The sequence below is a fragment of the Leptospira brenneri genome, assembly GCF_002812125.1.
Taxonomy (GTDB): domain Bacteria; phylum Spirochaetota; class Leptospiria; order Leptospirales; family Leptospiraceae; genus Leptospira_A; species Leptospira_A brenneri.
In genome coordinates this window covers 538,447-553,601 of the sequence record NZ_NPDQ01000001.1, presented here as the reverse complement: position 1 = coordinate 553,601, position 15,155 = coordinate 538,447, and the positions used below count along the sequence as shown (strand labels likewise).

16 protein-coding genes and 1 pseudogene are annotated in these 15,155 nt (G+C 36.9%); 12 read left to right on the top strand and 5 right to left on the bottom strand.

Annotation, left to right across the window (positions count from 1 at the left end; all coding sequences use genetic code 11):
• Window positions 1–100: 100 nt before the first annotated feature.
• Genes CH361_RS02740 through CH361_RS02730 form a run of 3 tightly spaced genes read left to right on the top strand, consistent with a single transcriptional unit; the run spans window position 101 to window position 3,176 of the window.
• Window positions 101–1,612, top strand: a complete 1,512-nt coding sequence (locus CH361_RS02740; protein ID WP_100789268.1) for a PP2C family protein-serine/threonine phosphatase — start codon at window positions 101–103, stop codon at window positions 1,610–1,612.
• 9 nt (window positions 1,613–1,621) lie between these two features.
• The gene (locus tag CH361_RS02735) at window positions 1,622–2,560 is read left to right on the top strand and encodes an adenylate/guanylate cyclase domain-containing protein (RefSeq protein WP_100789267.1); all 939 of its coding nucleotides are present in this window, start codon (window positions 1,622–1,624) and stop codon (window positions 2,558–2,560) included.
• 31 nt (window positions 2,561–2,591) lie between these two features.
• Window positions 2,592–3,176: a DUF6272 family protein gene (locus CH361_RS02730; protein ID WP_100789266.1), complete on the top strand. Its 585-nt coding sequence runs from the start codon at window positions 2,592–2,594 to the stop codon at window positions 3,174–3,176.
• Here CH361_RS02730 and CH361_RS02725 read toward each other — a convergent pair.
• Window positions 3,151–3,822, bottom strand: a complete 672-nt coding sequence (locus tag CH361_RS02725) for a TetR/AcrR family transcriptional regulator (RefSeq protein WP_100789265.1) — start codon at window positions 3,820–3,822, stop codon at window positions 3,151–3,153. The genes CH361_RS02730 and CH361_RS02725 overlap by 26 nt on opposite strands.
• 70 nt (window positions 3,823–3,892) lie before the next feature.
• Here CH361_RS02725 and CH361_RS02720 point away from each other — a divergent pair, with 70 nt between their 5' ends.
• Both CH361_RS02720 and CH361_RS02715 read left to right on the top strand, forming a co-directional pair.
• A complete protein-coding gene (locus CH361_RS02720) occupies window positions 3,893–4,816 on the top strand; it encodes a hypothetical protein (protein WP_100789264.1) in 924 nt (307 codons plus the stop codon).
• Window positions 4,813–5,250, top strand: a complete 438-nt coding sequence (locus tag CH361_RS02715; protein ID WP_100789263.1) for an ABA4-like family protein — start codon at window positions 4,813–4,815, stop codon at window positions 5,248–5,250. Before CH361_RS02720 ends, CH361_RS02715 begins: the two co-directional genes overlap by 4 nt.
• On the opposite strand, the gene CH361_RS02710 is transcribed toward CH361_RS02715, so the two are convergent.
• Window positions 5,247–6,887: an ankyrin repeat domain-containing protein gene (locus CH361_RS02710; protein WP_100789262.1), complete on the bottom strand. Its 1,641-nt coding sequence runs from the start codon at window positions 6,885–6,887 to the stop codon at window positions 5,247–5,249. The two genes, CH361_RS02715 and CH361_RS02710, sit on opposite strands and share 4 nt — an antisense overlap.
• Window positions 6,888–6,973: 86 nt before the next feature.
• Between CH361_RS02710 and CH361_RS02705 the strand changes: the two genes are divergently transcribed.
• The 6 genes and pseudogenes from CH361_RS02705 (at window position 6,974) to CH361_RS02680 (ending at window position 12,232) form a co-directional block, all read left to right on the top strand.
• The gene (locus tag CH361_RS02705; protein WP_100789261.1) at window positions 6,974–7,801 is read left to right on the top strand and encodes a hypothetical protein; all 828 of its coding nucleotides are present in this window, start codon (window positions 6,974–6,976) and stop codon (window positions 7,799–7,801) included.
• Window positions 7,802–7,858: 57 nt separating this feature from the next.
• A pseudogene (locus CH361_RS02700) lies at window positions 7,859–8,880 on the top strand (zinc-dependent alcohol dehydrogenase).
• Window positions 8,877–9,707 (top strand): DUF4846 domain-containing protein, encoded by an 831-nt coding sequence (locus CH361_RS02695; RefSeq protein WP_100789260.1) that lies wholly within the window; start codon window positions 8,877–8,879, stop codon window positions 9,705–9,707. The pseudogene CH361_RS02700 and the gene CH361_RS02695 overlap by 4 nt, the downstream one beginning before the upstream one ends.
• Window positions 9,708–9,737: 30 nt before the next feature.
• A complete protein-coding gene (locus CH361_RS02690; protein ID WP_100789259.1) occupies window positions 9,738–10,328 on the top strand; it encodes an LOG family protein in 591 nt (196 codons plus the stop codon).
• 27 nt (window positions 10,329–10,355) lie between these two features.
• Complete coding sequence (locus CH361_RS02685; protein ID WP_100789258.1) at window positions 10,356–11,150, top strand: hypothetical protein; 795 nt, start codon at window positions 10,356–10,358, stop codon at window positions 11,148–11,150.
• Window positions 11,150–12,232 (top strand): metallophosphoesterase, encoded by a 1,083-nt coding sequence (locus tag CH361_RS02680; RefSeq protein ID WP_100789257.1) that lies wholly within the window; start codon window positions 11,150–11,152, stop codon window positions 12,230–12,232. Before CH361_RS02685 ends, CH361_RS02680 begins: the two co-directional genes overlap by 1 nt.
• 4 nt (window positions 12,233–12,236) lie before the next feature.
• Here the strand turns inward: CH361_RS02680 and CH361_RS02675 are convergent, their stop codons facing one another.
• The 3 genes from CH361_RS02675 to CH361_RS02665 are packed head-to-tail and all read right to left on the bottom strand — an operon-like array spanning window position 12,237 to window position 14,336.
• Window positions 12,237–12,947, bottom strand: coding sequence for a YqjF family protein (locus CH361_RS02675; RefSeq protein ID WP_100789440.1), 711 nt, complete (start codon window positions 12,945–12,947; stop codon window positions 12,237–12,239).
• Between the two features lie 22 nt (window positions 12,948–12,969).
• On the bottom strand, window positions 12,970–13,932 hold the full coding sequence (locus CH361_RS02670; protein WP_100789256.1) for a hypothetical protein: 963 nt from the start codon (window positions 13,930–13,932) through the stop codon (window positions 12,970–12,972).
• A complete protein-coding gene (locus tag CH361_RS02665; RefSeq protein WP_135676631.1) occupies window positions 13,932–14,336 on the bottom strand; it encodes a hypothetical protein in 405 nt (134 codons plus the stop codon). Before CH361_RS02665 ends, CH361_RS02670 begins: the two co-directional genes overlap by 1 nt.
• A gap of 127 nt (window positions 14,337–14,463) precedes the next feature.
• Between CH361_RS02665 and CH361_RS02660 the strand changes: the two genes are divergently transcribed.
• Entirely contained in the window at window positions 14,464–15,099 is a 636-nt protein-coding gene (locus CH361_RS02660; RefSeq protein WP_100789254.1) for a hypothetical protein, read from the top strand.
• Window positions 15,100–15,155: the final 56 nt, after the last annotated feature.

Here is a 15,155-nt window from a genome sequence, read left to right as displayed (position 1 = left end):
AAAATGAAAAATCATTTGCAATTTATGCAAAATGTATGACTTTATAAGCTAATTTTCCGCATTCTCTTGCACGAAATATAAAGAAAGAAACCTTTACTCTATGCCGCAATCTCCTTCCAACGAAAATCGATTCGTCCTTTCGGACTATTACAAGAAACAACTTAAAGAGATTGCCTACCAGGGGGAATTCCGAGCAGAAACCTTTGCGACACGGTTTCGGTTCTTCTTCCTGGGATTTTTGGTCATATTTGCCACCCTCGGACTTTTGTCAGGTCGGCCCCCAATTGAGTTCTACTACCAAATCTCTGCGATCTTAGTTCTTCTTTGTTATAACTTCGTTGTACTTTATTCCTTAAAGAAATCGGGTAAGTACCTGAACATCTTTAAGTTTCTATCTTCTTTTTTAGAGATTACTCTCCTTACATTCGTTACAGGGTATACTGCATATTCTCAAAAAAATCCAAGTCTTGTTTATGCAGCTCCGATGATTTATGTGTTTTTTATTCTCATCGCACTGGCATCCATACGTAATAATACTAAGACTATCATCTTTGCAGTCATTGTTCTCATCGTTGAGTATGCATCCTTAACCATTTACTTCTATCCTGAGATGACGAGTTTTAATACAAAACTCATTGAATTATCCGACTATCTAAAACCAACTTTCTTAGAAGAAAACAGTACTTTCTTTTTGGTCAGTGCTGTTCCCATGGGAATTTTTCTCATCCTTCTGTATATGATTGTTACTGGTGGTCTCATTCTTTATGCAATTCTCAATACATCTCGTACTACCCAAGAACAAGCAGACTTAATTTTTAATACAGAAAAACAAGCCATCCTCGAGGAGAACATGCGACTTGGTATGGAATTGGACGTAGCAAGACAGATCCAGGCCATGGTACTTCCCCGTAATGAGGAATTAAAAGAGATCCAAGAACTAGAAATTTCTGCACGAATGGACTCTGCCAATGAAGTGGGTGGAGACTATTATGATGTAGTCCACCACGAAGATGGAACGGTTTACATTGGAATTGGTGATGTCACCGATCATGGTCTTGCCTCTGGAGTTGTGATGTTAATGACCCAGTCGGCGTTTATCACTACTTTACGTTCCAAAGTCATTTCATTACGTGAATCACTCAGATCCATCAATTCAATATTGTTTTCGAATATTCATGTTCGAATGAATGATATTCGTAACCTTACCTTATCACTATTTTCCTATAAAAATGGAGTGTTTACGACTGCCGGCCAACACGAGACCATTATGGTTTATCGTCATACAACAAAAAAAACAGAAATCATTGATACAGTCGACAATGGTATGTTAGTTGGTCTTACAGAATCCATTGATGAATTCATTCATGAAAAACCAATCCCCTTACAACCAAAGGATATCATCCTTTTGTATACCGATGGGGCAACGGAAGCCGAAAATCCAAAACGAGAACAGTTTGGTTCTCATCGTTTGATTGAATCTCTGGAAAAACATGCAGAACTCGGAACAACAGATGCAATCTTAGATGCAATCTTTCAGGATATTTACGTCTTCATTGATGGAATGGATGTTTATGATGACATTACCATCATGCTTATGCGCAAAAGAGGTTAGAGGATATTTATGGACAATGAATCAATATTGGAGGAAGAACGCGCTAAATACGCAGAACTAGAAGTCCTTTACCAAAACATCATTGACCATTCCACAGAAATCGAAAACGAACTCCTTGAAAATAATAAAACAATCCAAATGTATTTGGATCGTATGCGTCGATACTTATCTCCTCAACTTTATGAAATGGTTACAGGTGGTACGGAAGGAGAAACGTCCATATCACACCAAAGACGTAAACTCACCATTTTCTTTTCTGATATTGTTGGATTTACAACCATCACCGATTCCATAGAACCAGAAATCCTTTCTGATTGTTTAAATAAATACTTGGATGTAATGTCTAGCATTGCCATCAAATACGGTGGAACCATCGACAAATTCATTGGGGACGCCATTATGATTTTTTTTGGTGCTCCTAGTTTTGAAAATGATAAAACCCATGCTTTAAATTGTGTCAAAATGGCCATTGAAATGCGAGATAGTTTGCCTGCACTTGATGAATATTGGAGAAAATCAGGAATCAATCACAACCTAACTTGCCGTATTGGCATTAATACCGGCTATGTGACAGTAGGAAACTTTGGAACCAACGAAAGGATGGATTATACCATCATTGGGGGGCCGGTAAATGTGGCTTCTCGGTTGGAACATGCTTCCGATGCTGGGGAAATCCTTATATCAAACGCAACCAAATCCCTGATAGACGAGTTCATTGACACCAAACCTAAGGGTGAAATCGTTGTGAAAGGTGTCCACACTCCTATTGAGACATTTCAAGTGGTTGGTTTAAAAAACGATCATGAGAAAAAAGAAAACCCCTTTCTCAAGTTTGATAATGAAGGATTCCTTCTCAAACCGCTGCATTTTGATAAACTGAGCACAAATCCCGAAGAACGCCGATTAATGCAACACGCATTAGAAAAAGCGCTTGCGGCATTGAAATAAATAGTCTAAATTCCTTAGTTGAACTACGACTATGCGAAAGTACGGCAATTTTAAATCTACCAATCATATAGGCCAAGAACCGGAATCCAAAATCCAAATCCATTTGAAACCTTTGGATTTAATGCGTTATTGGCGCCGGATTGGAATTCTCTCTGATTTTATCGGTTATTTTTACGGTTTTTCATTTTTACCGAATGTCCCTTCCGAATCGATGGATATGAAAAATTCTGAAATTGTTAATTCCATCTCTACAGTATTTAACGAACTTTTAGAAAATGCGGCCAAGTATTCATACGATAAAAAGGCAGATATTGAAATCTCTCTCATCCATAGAGGAAAAACTTTTGAAATGTTTGTTCAAAACAAAACAAATGAATCAAATGTAAACGCTTACGAAGCCAGTTTAAAAGAAATATTTTCTGCAGAAAATTTAGAACGTTTGTATATTCAAAAATTAGAAGCCAATGAAAATGATCCCCACCGTTCTGGGATTGGCCTTATTATGGTTTTAAAAGATTACCCAGTAGAAATGGAAGTTTCCTTCGAATCCCAAGGTGAGGATGCCATCATTACTAGCCACGTCATTTATTTTACAGACGGGTTCCCTCAATCATAATCTCTAAAATTGTATCTACTTCTTTACGAAAGATTCCTTCTTCCTCTTTGGATTTGATTTGTTTCCATTTCCGTTCATTGAGTACGGCAAACCCATGAACCCCACTCCAGAAACTCATCATAAGAGTATCGGTAGGAACAGAGTTTTTTAATTTCAGAGACTTTTGACCAAACTCAACTATTTTAAACATTCCGAGATAAGCCAATTTTCCATATTCTCGTAGTTCCTCAGACAAAGTATCACCCGAAACATAGATTTCACCACCAAACATAAGTTCCGTTCTTCTTGGACTTTTTAAAAGTAGGAAAATATATTCCACTCCCGCCATTTTCACTTTTTCAAATGGATCTTCAGAATGATCCCAGGCCCTTTGCATTGCCTCGGTCAATTCTCGAAATCCTTCTGCGACAAGAGCTTGGAGAAGATCCATTTTTTTGGGAAAATGGCGATAGGGTGCCGTATGACTTACACCTAAATCACCCGCAATATCTCTTAAACTAAGAGAAGAAACACCCTTTGTTTCTAATACCTTTCTAGAATGCTCCAAAACCTCTTCTCTAAGGTTTCCGTGATGGTATCCGCTCGGTTTGGAGTCCGCTTGCAGATTTGATTTTAAAGGTGGTGATTTTTTTTTAGCAGGTTTCATATCAAAAATGTTTACAATGTATACTTTCTATGTTGACAGAGTATACATTTATATTTACACTGTCTACATTATGGAATTTGCCAACTACAGAAAACAACCACTTTTTTGGAACGGGATCTTTATGGCAGGGCTTACGATTGCCATCCTCCCCCTTTTGTTTTTAGACACAAGAACCCTTTTGGGGACCCAGATTTGGATCAAACCTCTGAAATTTACCCTATCCGTGGGTTTGTACTCCTTCACCACGGCCTGGGTCATGTTTATCTTTCTAAATGACTGGAAATATAGTTATAGAACCCAAATGATTCTGACTATTACTTCCTTTATTGAAATTGTTTTTATCACCTTACAGGCAGCACGTGGCGAGGCCAGTCACTTCAATATATCAACTCTTTGGAACCAAATAGTTTTTTCCGTTATGGGTACAAGTATCTCCATCTTTTGGCTTTTCCATCTATGGGTTGGATACCAAATTTTTAGAAAAAAAGCCATTCCACATTCAGTAAAAGAAAGTCTTGTTTGGGGACTTGGGATTGCCGGTTTTGCCATGATCATCGCCTTTTTTATGACCTCACCAAGACCAGAACAATTGGAATCTATGAAACAAGGGATCTTTCAAACCAGTGGCTCACATAACTTTGGAACGGGAGATCCAGGTAAGGAAATATTTTTCTTTGGTTGGAGTACAAAACTCGGTGATATGCGAGTTCCTCATTTTTTTGGAATGCATGTGATGCAAATTTTTGTTTTTCTTTCGGCTTATCTAATGAAAAAAGTCGATTCTGTTCAAAACCAAATCACAACCCGATTCACTGGAATTTTATTCCTACTCATCACTGTGTTTATGGTGATTCAAACGTTAAACGGAGAATCTGTTTTTCATCTAAATCCATTGTATACCAGCCTATACGGACTTTTTGTAATTTTAATTTTATTTTGTTTCTTTAAACTAATCGCTCAACCAGAAAAAATTTCAAAGCAGGTAATCGTATGAATCCATCTTTAATTTTCCAAATTGCGAATGGTATTGCCGCTGTTGCATGGTTAATTTTAATTTTCTCGCCAAATCAAGTTAAGGTGATCAAATATTTAAGAGTTTTTGTTTCTGGGCTTTTGTTCGGAGGTGTTTATGTGGTTTATGTTATCTTTGGAAGTGGGGAAGCAGAAGGTAACTTTTCTAGTTTAGAATCGGTAAGATCTCTTTTTGCCAGTGATTCCTTTTTACTTGCTGGATGGATTCACTATCTTGCATTTGATTTATTCTTAGGAACTTGGGAAGTGGAAGATGGGAGCAAAGAAGGGATCAACCGTTGGTTTCTTGTTCCCTCTTTGGCTCTGACATTTTACTTCGGGCCGGGAGGTTTATTGTCTTATCTAATCCTTCGATTTTTAGTAAAAAAGTTTAATCGGAAAGTGAAAACAACTTAGCCACCGTAAACGTCTAGGAGAGAAAGAACTCGTTGGCATCTGTTCTTTTTCTCCTCATCATCTTCAAGCTCGGCAATCTCTAAATTTTCGAAGGCAAGGTCTCTACCCGTTTTTTCATCCAATGTTTTTGCATTGGATTTTGCTCCAGATTCTAATAACAAAGCAAGGACTGCAGAGTTTCCAAATTTACAAGCTTCGTGTAAAGCAGTGCTTCCACTATTGTCTGTGATATGAATGTCAATACCGGCACGAATTAATCTTTTTGCCATACTCGGTTCTCCAAACACAGAACACCAATGCAAAGGGGTCATCCCGTTGACAGACTGAAGATTGACTCTGGCACCTCTTCGAATGAGTTCATCCATAAGACTTGTTTTTTCTTGTAATCGAAGTGTACTATCTTGGCATAATTTAAAAATGGCAGTTTCCCCGTTGCCATCCAATTGGTTCGGATCTGCTCCCCGTTCTAAAAGACGCATACAAGACTTGTACCTAGAACGAACAAAAGATTCTTGTAAAAGAGAAAAACCAAGTGGATTCCGAATGGAATCTTTGATCACATAATCAAGAGAACCAACCGTACGAACAAACGAATCGAGAAGATAAACATCGTCAGAATCCAACCAGTCCAAAGTTTTGTCCTCGTTGGTAGATTCCAAACTTGAACCTAAATGATTTTCATAACCTTCTGGGAATTTATGTTTGAGAAGTGGGATGAATAAAGGTTCCCCTTCCGCATGACAAACAACATCATGGATGAGTTTCCAATGTTTTCCATTGGGAACAACTTGATTGGATAAAAGAAAAATTAAAGTTTCATTTAGTTTTTTCTGACTTAATTGAAAAACAACCTGTAAGTTTTCCTCTCTGAAGTGAACTTCTGAAATCGTAGATTGGTTTTCTGGCCAGTGATACATCACTAGCGTTAATAATTCGTCTTTATTTTCTTGGCTCAGAAGGAAAAAATTTTCCTGCAATGCTAGAATGTTTCCTGATAGTGCATAAATTTTAGCGGCTAATTCGTTCGAAACAAATTCAGGAATTTTTTTATCAGAATCACCATGTTCATCAAACTTAATTTTATAGATATGTGTTGCTGTAAAATTTCCGTGTAATAAAGTATTCCACTCATCAGCAATGGCTAAATATAATTTCCCCGAAACAGAGTGATCATTTAAAGACTCAACTGTAATTGATAACCGAATGGGGGAAACATTTACGTTTTGATTGATAATGATATTTATAGATTTGGAGGGAGATTCTGTTGTAAGATCAAAAAGTAAATTTTTTAATTTAAAAAGCTCCGGTAATCCTGAAATAGAAATTCGTATATCGTCTTCAGTTCCCTCTTCATCTTTTAAAAAAACCAATTCCTCATTCGACCATTCAGAAACAAAATCTGTTGTGTATCTTCCAAAAATTTGGCCTTGTAATTTGTGATCTGGAATTTGTTCTTCAAAATTAAGATCGAATAACACGAGTGAGTCGGAACTTTCCGAACCAAACTCTATGCGATAATCAAAATGGTTCCAGGAAGAACATTTTTTACATCGGTATTTCCCTTTTTTACCTTCCAGTTTGGAAGTGGAAACGGAATGGCCACTAAAACAATTAGAACAGGATAAGATCGTCTTCATATTTCGCTTGTTCCGATATATAAAACAGGAGAGTTTTGACGGATCAATCGAAAATTAATATCTTATTAACATTCAGGTGGGATTTCATGAGACAAAATCAATATTTGGTCGTCGGGGGATCGGGTGAGGCAGGCAGGAGTGCCATTACATGTCTAAAAGAGAAGGATCCGTCCGCCTTTATCATAACATCAACTACAACAAATGAACCTGTGTCGAATGCAGATCTGACTTTTTTTGATAAAAAGGCAGAACCAGGTCTCTCTGAAAAGATTCTAGCAGATCTAAAAACTCACAATTTATCTCCCGAATTCAAAGCTCTCATTTATACACCAGCACTCGGTGAAGTGGGTTTTCCCATTATAGAAAGTAACCCGCAACAAATTAAAGAAACACTCGCTATTTGTTTAGATCCTCTTTTGGCATTGGAAAAATCTTTGCAACCAGAACTTACAATCGCTTATTCAGCATTTTATTGGCTCAAACATACTTTAGCTTTTTATGGTTCGATGGGAGTCGCCAAGTACAAAGCAGACCTTTGGGCTTTAGAAAATCCTAAAAAAAGAAAAATCATCAGAGCGGGTACATTTTTTTCCAAAAGTGTTCGTGGGATTTCTATTGTCCTCCAACGTACAATGAAAAAAACAAATAACCCAGACCTCCTAACATTAAAAAGTCGATTTGAAGCCTCAGATCAAAAGTTTATTGATTTTTTTCTTACCTATGCCTGGGAACATGAAAAAGAGGAATTTCAAAACCAATTTAAAACACCATATCGCCCAACAGAGCGTAAAGATTTAAGTCGAGGATTGGAACTGGCCTTAAACTCTAACGAACCCATAACCACCGTACTTGGAGATTGGTCTTGGAAAGAATCTGAACTTCCAAAAGTTCCTGAATGGTTTCGACAATTCTAGTTGTTTTATTTTTTGAAATCATAATGAATAGACCAATCGGTATATTAGAGGTACGTTATGCGTCGATTGATGTTTCGTAAAAAAGGGATTCTGGAATGGGAAGAAGTGAAACCACTCACCATCTCAAATGGAAATCAAGTCATAGTGGAACCGATTTCGATCGCACGTTGTGATCTCGACCTCCCGATCTTACGAGGAGAAACCTTATTCCGTGCTCCCTTTCCCGTAGGACATGAGTTCGTTGGTCGAATCAAATCGGTTTCGGAAGATTTGGAAAACCAATACAAAGTAGGAATGACAGTCGCGGCTCCTTTTCAAATTTCTTGCGGATCATGCCCCGCCTGTCTAAATCATCACGCCAATTCTTGTGAATCAGTCCCTTATACTTCAGGGTATGGAATGCCTCCAGGAGCTCATTCCTTTGGAGGTGCCATAGCTGATGAAATCATCATCCCATTCGCAAAACAAATGCTATTCGAAGTAGATTCTAAAATAAATCCAGTCGGCATTGCTAGTTTTAGCGATAATATCTCTGAAGTTTGGAAACTTGCGGGGAGATTTTTAGACCAAAAAAAGATCCTAAAGTTCTCGTTGTGGGTGGTAATGCTGGAAGTATAGGACTTTATACTGCTTTATTTCTCCACCAAACAAAAAAAGGTGAAGTGCTGTATGTTGATACTGACAAAACCAGAATTCAATTAGCAGAATCTTTAGGAATCCCTGTCGAAATTTTTACGAACTTTCCAAAACCAACAAATAAATATGATTTAGTTTGTGACGCATCGGCAAACAAAGAAGGTTGGGACTTTGCCATTCGTTCCCTTGGGCGAAATGCGATTTTTAGTTCTGCTTCTATCTTCTGGACCAATCAATGGAATATTCCTTATTTAGAAATGTACAACCAAGGTGTGGAAATTCATATTGGTAGGGTGGAATCCAAAGATTCGATGGAAGCTCTTTATCCTTATATTTTGTCTGGAACCTTCACTCCCGAAAAGATTGTAACCAAAACAGCTTCCTTTGATGAAGCCAAAGAAGCCTGGTTAGAGGAATCAATCAAACTAGTGATTACAAAATGAAACAACAAACAAGAAGAGTTTGTCAGTTACTCGGTAGTTTCAATGCCGTTGTTGTGTGTTTTGTTTTTAGTATTTTTTCTCTGCCTGTTTTTAATTTACAGGCAGAATCGATAGTAGAACGTTTTTCACCACCCAGTGGATTCCAACGAATCACCCACGTAAAAACTAGTTTTGCTAATTACCTACAAAACTTTCCTTTAAAACCAAAAAGTAGTTCTGTTTCTCTTTATGATGGGAGGATCAAAACCAACCAAATCCACGCGGCCGTTTTAGATTTTCCCCTTTTAAGAGAGGATCTCATCCAATGTGCAGATGCCGTCATCAAACTAAGAGCTGAATATTTTTATTCCTTAAAACAATACGATAAAATCCAATTTAAAATTAGTAATGGAATGGAAGTTCCATTTTCTAAATTCATTGCAGGCGACCGAGTCCAAGTCAATGGGAACAAAACTAAATGGAAAAAAGGAAACTTCAAAAAGGGAACAGGACGGGAAGTGTTCGAAGAGTATTTACGATTTATTTATATCTATGCAGGAACTATTTCTTTAAAATCGGAATTAAGGAAAAAACAAACAGAAAATTTAGTACCAGGTGATGTATGGATTGAAGCAGGTTCTCCTGGCCATGTAGTGATGGTTGTAGACCAAGCAAAAGGAAAAGAGGGACAAACTTTATTTCTTTTAGCGCAAAGTTATATGCCTTCTCAGGAAATGCACATTCTGAAATCAGATAGTCCCTATTCGCCATGGTTTGAAATTCCCAACCACCAATGGTTTCAAACTCCAGAATGGAGATTTCCAGCAAAAGAATTTTATGGATTTTAAAATATCCGCTACGATAAAGATAAAATACAAATGAATGTAATTAAAAATGTTGCCGTATATTGTGGCTCTTCCCCTGGATTTGATCCTAGTTTTATGACAGAAGCATCTAAGTTAGGTGAATACTTAGGATCTCATCAAATAGGTTTGGTTTATGGAGGAGCGAGTGTTGGCCTTATGGGTGCTGTTGCCAACGGCTGCTTGGCAAAAAAAGGATCGGTGACTGGCGTGTTACCAAAATTTTTAAAAAAGAAAGAAATCGAACACGATGGACTTGGTGAACTCATCATTGTAGAAACAATGCACGAAAGAAAACGAATTATGTTTGATTTAGCAGATGCTTTTATTGTTTTACCAGGCGGATTTGGAACTATGGAAGAATTTTTTGAAATCATCACATGGTCTCAGTTAGGTCTTCACAACAAACCCGTCGTCATCCTCAATTGGCTTGGATTTTACGATCCCCTGATCACCCTACTCCAAACGATGGTCACTTCCGGTTTTTTGAAAAAAGAAAATGCAACTCTCTTACAAGTTCTAGAAACTTCGAAAGACCTACTTTCCACCCTCCAAAACTATTCACCGTCTAATACGGAGAAATGGTTGTCCGAAGACACAGTCTAAGATTCTATAACCAATAGGCAATTCAATATGCGAGACCAACGTTCTACCTTACACTTTCTACTAATCATGGGATTGGCTTCTATCAGTTTTGGAGATATAAATTCTGACCCAAGGTATGATGGACAAAGACAAGGGAACGAAAGGGAAACTCGTCTTACACCACTCAAACACCTTTCCCCCGAAGCCAACAGAATTCTCAATGCTCCGCCAGAAGTCGCACAACATGTAACCACTTTCCAAAGTCGTGTTACGAATCGCACTGCCTATCCATACATTCAAACCACTATCAATTTTGTGGAAGGCCATCTCTCCTATAAGGCATTTTTATCCGATGGGCAGGAAATTTCCTACTCCACCCGCGGGGAACATATATGGCATTCCCAATGTTATGGTGATCTTTGTATTCTAGTCACACAAAAAAATCTGTTAGGTGTTAGTAATTACAGCTCCGAATGGGAAAAAGGACATCATTTTGGTGAAGAACGTTACCAAGTTGCCATGGGCCATAAGGCGGCACTTGTCATCAGTGACAGAAAATTGTATTTATTTAATAGTTATACCAATCATTGGGAAACCATTAGTTTAGAACAAGAAATCATTCGTTCCTTTGCCAATCTCTACGACAAGGTAGCCATCACGACTACACGCAGGATGATCGTGATTGACTTACCATCCGAAGCTCAATTCGAACAAAACTTGCTCCTTCGTGACATCTACCAATTTGAAATGCGAGACGGTTTTATCAATTTTTATTCCGGTGACAAACTTTGGATGTTTCGTTATCAAACACAAAGTTTTGAGGAAGTTGATTTGATGGATTAATGAATTTCTATTGGAACCAAGATAGTGTAATTAATCTTTTTTTAGATTTTTTATTCTTAGGAGGATTGTATCTTTCTTTAAAACTAAAATTTAAACCCAACACTGATTCTTTTTTCGACAGTTTACCAGAGTGGTTCAAAATCATAGGAATCTATTCACTGATCATTTTTGTGATCAGTAGCTTGCCGACCTTTTCGAGTTTTTTATTTATACGATATTCTTGGATCTTATTTACAGTAGCTTTACCCAGCTACTTAATTTACCTAACGTTCAAAACAAAAAAACTCTTCATCGTTCTACCGATTTTTTTGATCCTACTCATAAAAATCGAAGCAGAAGTCATTGAACCAAAAAATATAGAAACTAGCTTTATTCATTTTCGTTCCGATAAAATAAATTCGAAAATTAAAATTGTTCACCTCTCTGATCTACATCTAGATGAAAATAGCAACTTATCGACATCCATCAAAGAAATTCAATCGTTCCAACCTGATCTGATTTTGATTACTGGCGATTTTTTAAATGACGATCGATTTACAAACTATATACTCGATTTTTTCAAAAACCACTACTCAGCCAGTGTATTCTTAGTAGATGGTGACCATGATTCACACTTAAACTGGCAGACCTTAACAAAACTAGATCATGTCAAAATGTTATCGAATCAAAATACGAAACTATTGATTCAAAACCAATTGATCAACATTGTTGGAATCAAAAACAAATCTTTCAAAGACCAAAAAAACTTAGATTCCCTTCTCCCCAATACAAAAGACAAACAATTTAATATCTTACTGAGCCATAGACCTGATATTGTTTATTTAGATCATATCGAAATTTTTGATTTAGTATTCACTGGCCATACACATGGAGGGCAGTTTAATCTACCTTGGGTAGGGGCTTTAACAACAGTTTCAAAGATCCCAAACTATATCGCAAAAGGTGGATTGTTTGCATTTAGAGGAACCAATCTTGTTTCGAATCGAGGACTCGGAATGGAAGGGCATGTCGCTCCTCGCATTCGTTTTTTATGCCAACCACAAATGATTTTCTTAACGATGGATCCGAAAGAAAAAAATTAACTGATTAAAGATTCCAAGCAATTACTTTGACCCCTGGTGAATAATGGCATAAAGCGGGATTACGAAAGTCTACAATCCGATCAAATTGGTTGTATTGGATATTTAAACTTCGAATGTCTAAATTATATAATTCCCAAGGTTTATGATGGATTTCCAATGGAATCGGATCATCATTTCCGCCTTTATATAAACAATATCGTTCTGTTAACCATAAATCTATTTTACTCGGATTGTTTTGTTGGTTTGCGATATTGAATTCAATATCTATTTTGCTTCGTTTCCCAAGTAAAGAATACGAATTAGATGATCTTTTAATTTTGGAATGTTTGTAGGGCAATCCTGAAAGGAGATTTGCGATTAAGGTGGGAATTATTTTTTCTGCTTCAATACTTAAGAAATACACACCAGGTTTGTCTTTGTGTTTTACATACGTTCGTAAATTCACTTCATGAAAATTAGAAAGGTATTGGATTGGGAAAGTATTCCTGGTATGGATTTCATTCATGGAAAAGGCAACAACAGAAATCCAAAAAGATCCATCAATGGAATCTAACTCTAAAGAATATGGAACCAATTCTCTTAATTTTTTTTCTTCCACTTGGTAATGTAGAAAAATAACACCATTCCATTCTTGGTACCAAAACCACTTTTGGTTTGGTATTTTCCAAGGTCTATGTGCAGTAGATGTTGCGATATCTTCTATTTCTTTTTTCATTTTCTGTTCTAATAAATATTGATTAATCACGAATGACAATTTTCTTATTTTGTTGGGGTAAAAAAATCAGAAAATTCGGATCCGTACATTCAGACTTATTTTTATAATGCAATGCAATTCTGTAATAATAAGAGCCAGAGCTATTGATTGATCCGTTTGTTCTTTTTTCTATTCCATTAGAATTAAATTCTATACCAATTGGAGAAAACGTTTCATTATTCGCAATTTGAACTACATAGTTTTGAAATTTTCCAGCAATATACCCATTCAACTCATTTAAATTCCCAGTAACTCCGCATTCCATTTCCTTGTCATAAATCGATGGTTCTGTAACACCGTAATAGTTTTTATACGACCATTCAAAGTTTATGTTTTGCGATTTTTGAAATGTTTCACCATCTTCAGGACTTATGGAAATTATTTTATCACTTGTGTCTGCAAGTAACATAAAATAAGAAATTCTTTCTAAATCTGTTTCCGAATTTCCTATAGAGCTAGTGTTGATAATAGCAAAACTAAGAAATAAAGGTGTTAGATATTTTAATACTTTGAATTGTTTTTGCGAATGATTCTTTTGCAGATTGTAAAAGATAAAAACCAACGGAATGTAAATAAGTAAGCAGTATAAGTCAGTTTGATCAGCAGTTCCTTTCGAAGGTATAAAAAACCATAGATTTTTAACGAGTAAATCGTTGGTTTCTTGGTTTAAGTTCAGAGAGATGAACATAATGGCAACAAAAGCCATGGTAACGAATAGAATTTTTGATTCCTTAATTTGGTATTTTTTATGTTGGAAAAAAGTAACAATCAGAGCTGTGAATAAAATTGGTGTATAGAACAAACCAATTATATCACTTATTTTTCCAGTTAAATCGTTATGAAATATATATTTGAAATATGAATCATTTAAGATCCAAAAGATTACTGCCAAAAAAGACCACTTTGTTGAAAGAATTTTTACAGAAATCAATCCACTATTTCTCATTATAACTCACTTTTAATCGGTTCGTATATTTTCCAATTTTCGATTGGGTGAAAAGTGCAAGATTGGTAACGGGTTAAGATGAGTGTTGCAATATATTCCTGGTCACCATCGTTCGTTTTTATATCATTAGTAGGACAAGGCATTAGTGTCAGTGACCGCAAACAATGATTTAATGCTTTTCTATCATAGAATACTCTCTCTGCATTTGAATCACCTCCAATCTGAACCCAGGAATAAGGTTCTTTTTCTTCGTTACCTAATTCAGAAATTGCATATGCTCGGCCTGCGTTATAACCGCAGCTGATGGTTTTTAATAAAATTGTTTTGGCGATTTCCCTTTCTGCCTCACTTTTCCGAATCGTATCTTGGCCTTTGAGAATGACTAAACAGTTTATAAAATTCAAGAAAACTAGCAGAATAATTCTATACATATATTTTGATAAAATGATTTATTCTCATCTAACTCCAAGTTACCTCATCCCTCTCCCACACTTAAAGCACAAAACTAAAACTCTGCTCGTCTAATCACAAATGTTTCCAGAAAGACCTGTTTGGATTTGGAAAGGTGATCCCGAGTTTGCCCTAGTACAACTTGTCCTTTTGGTTCTATTCTTTTACCTTTCCTTTCGGATCAGTGCCTACCTCACCCATAGGATCGAACTCATCCGAATGCATAGCAAACGATTGGATCGTTTGGCTTTCCGAGCTGGCTGTAACAAAGAAGAGAGGAACCTCCTCCAGTCCTTCTACTCTCAATTGGATGGTCGTCATCGTGTATTACTCGCACACAATCACGCAAAAGAATACCTCCGTAGGCATTTGCTGAGCTACGTAACTTCCTTGGATACAAAAGACTACCCGGCCTTTCTTTCCCTGGTTTCAAAATTTTTGGGAACCGCGAGTGACCCAAGGCCACTCTTCTCCATTCGGGAATTTACCATCTTACAATGGGGGCCAAAAACTTATTTCGCACAAGTGGTTGATCCTGGGCCTGGAGAAGTCCGGCTCAAATTGGGGTCAAATGCATCGAACCTATCCTCAGGAACGAGCGTCCGAGTGACCGTCTTTCGAAACCCGAAAGGACTCCAAACGATTCGGGGTGAGGCAAAGTGGGAGACTCCTACCTCGGTTTACTTCCTCCCCGACCCGAGTGATCCCAAAAATTGACCAAAATGGATTCGCGCTTGAAATTTTCTTTCCAATAAAATTAATGTGACATAAGT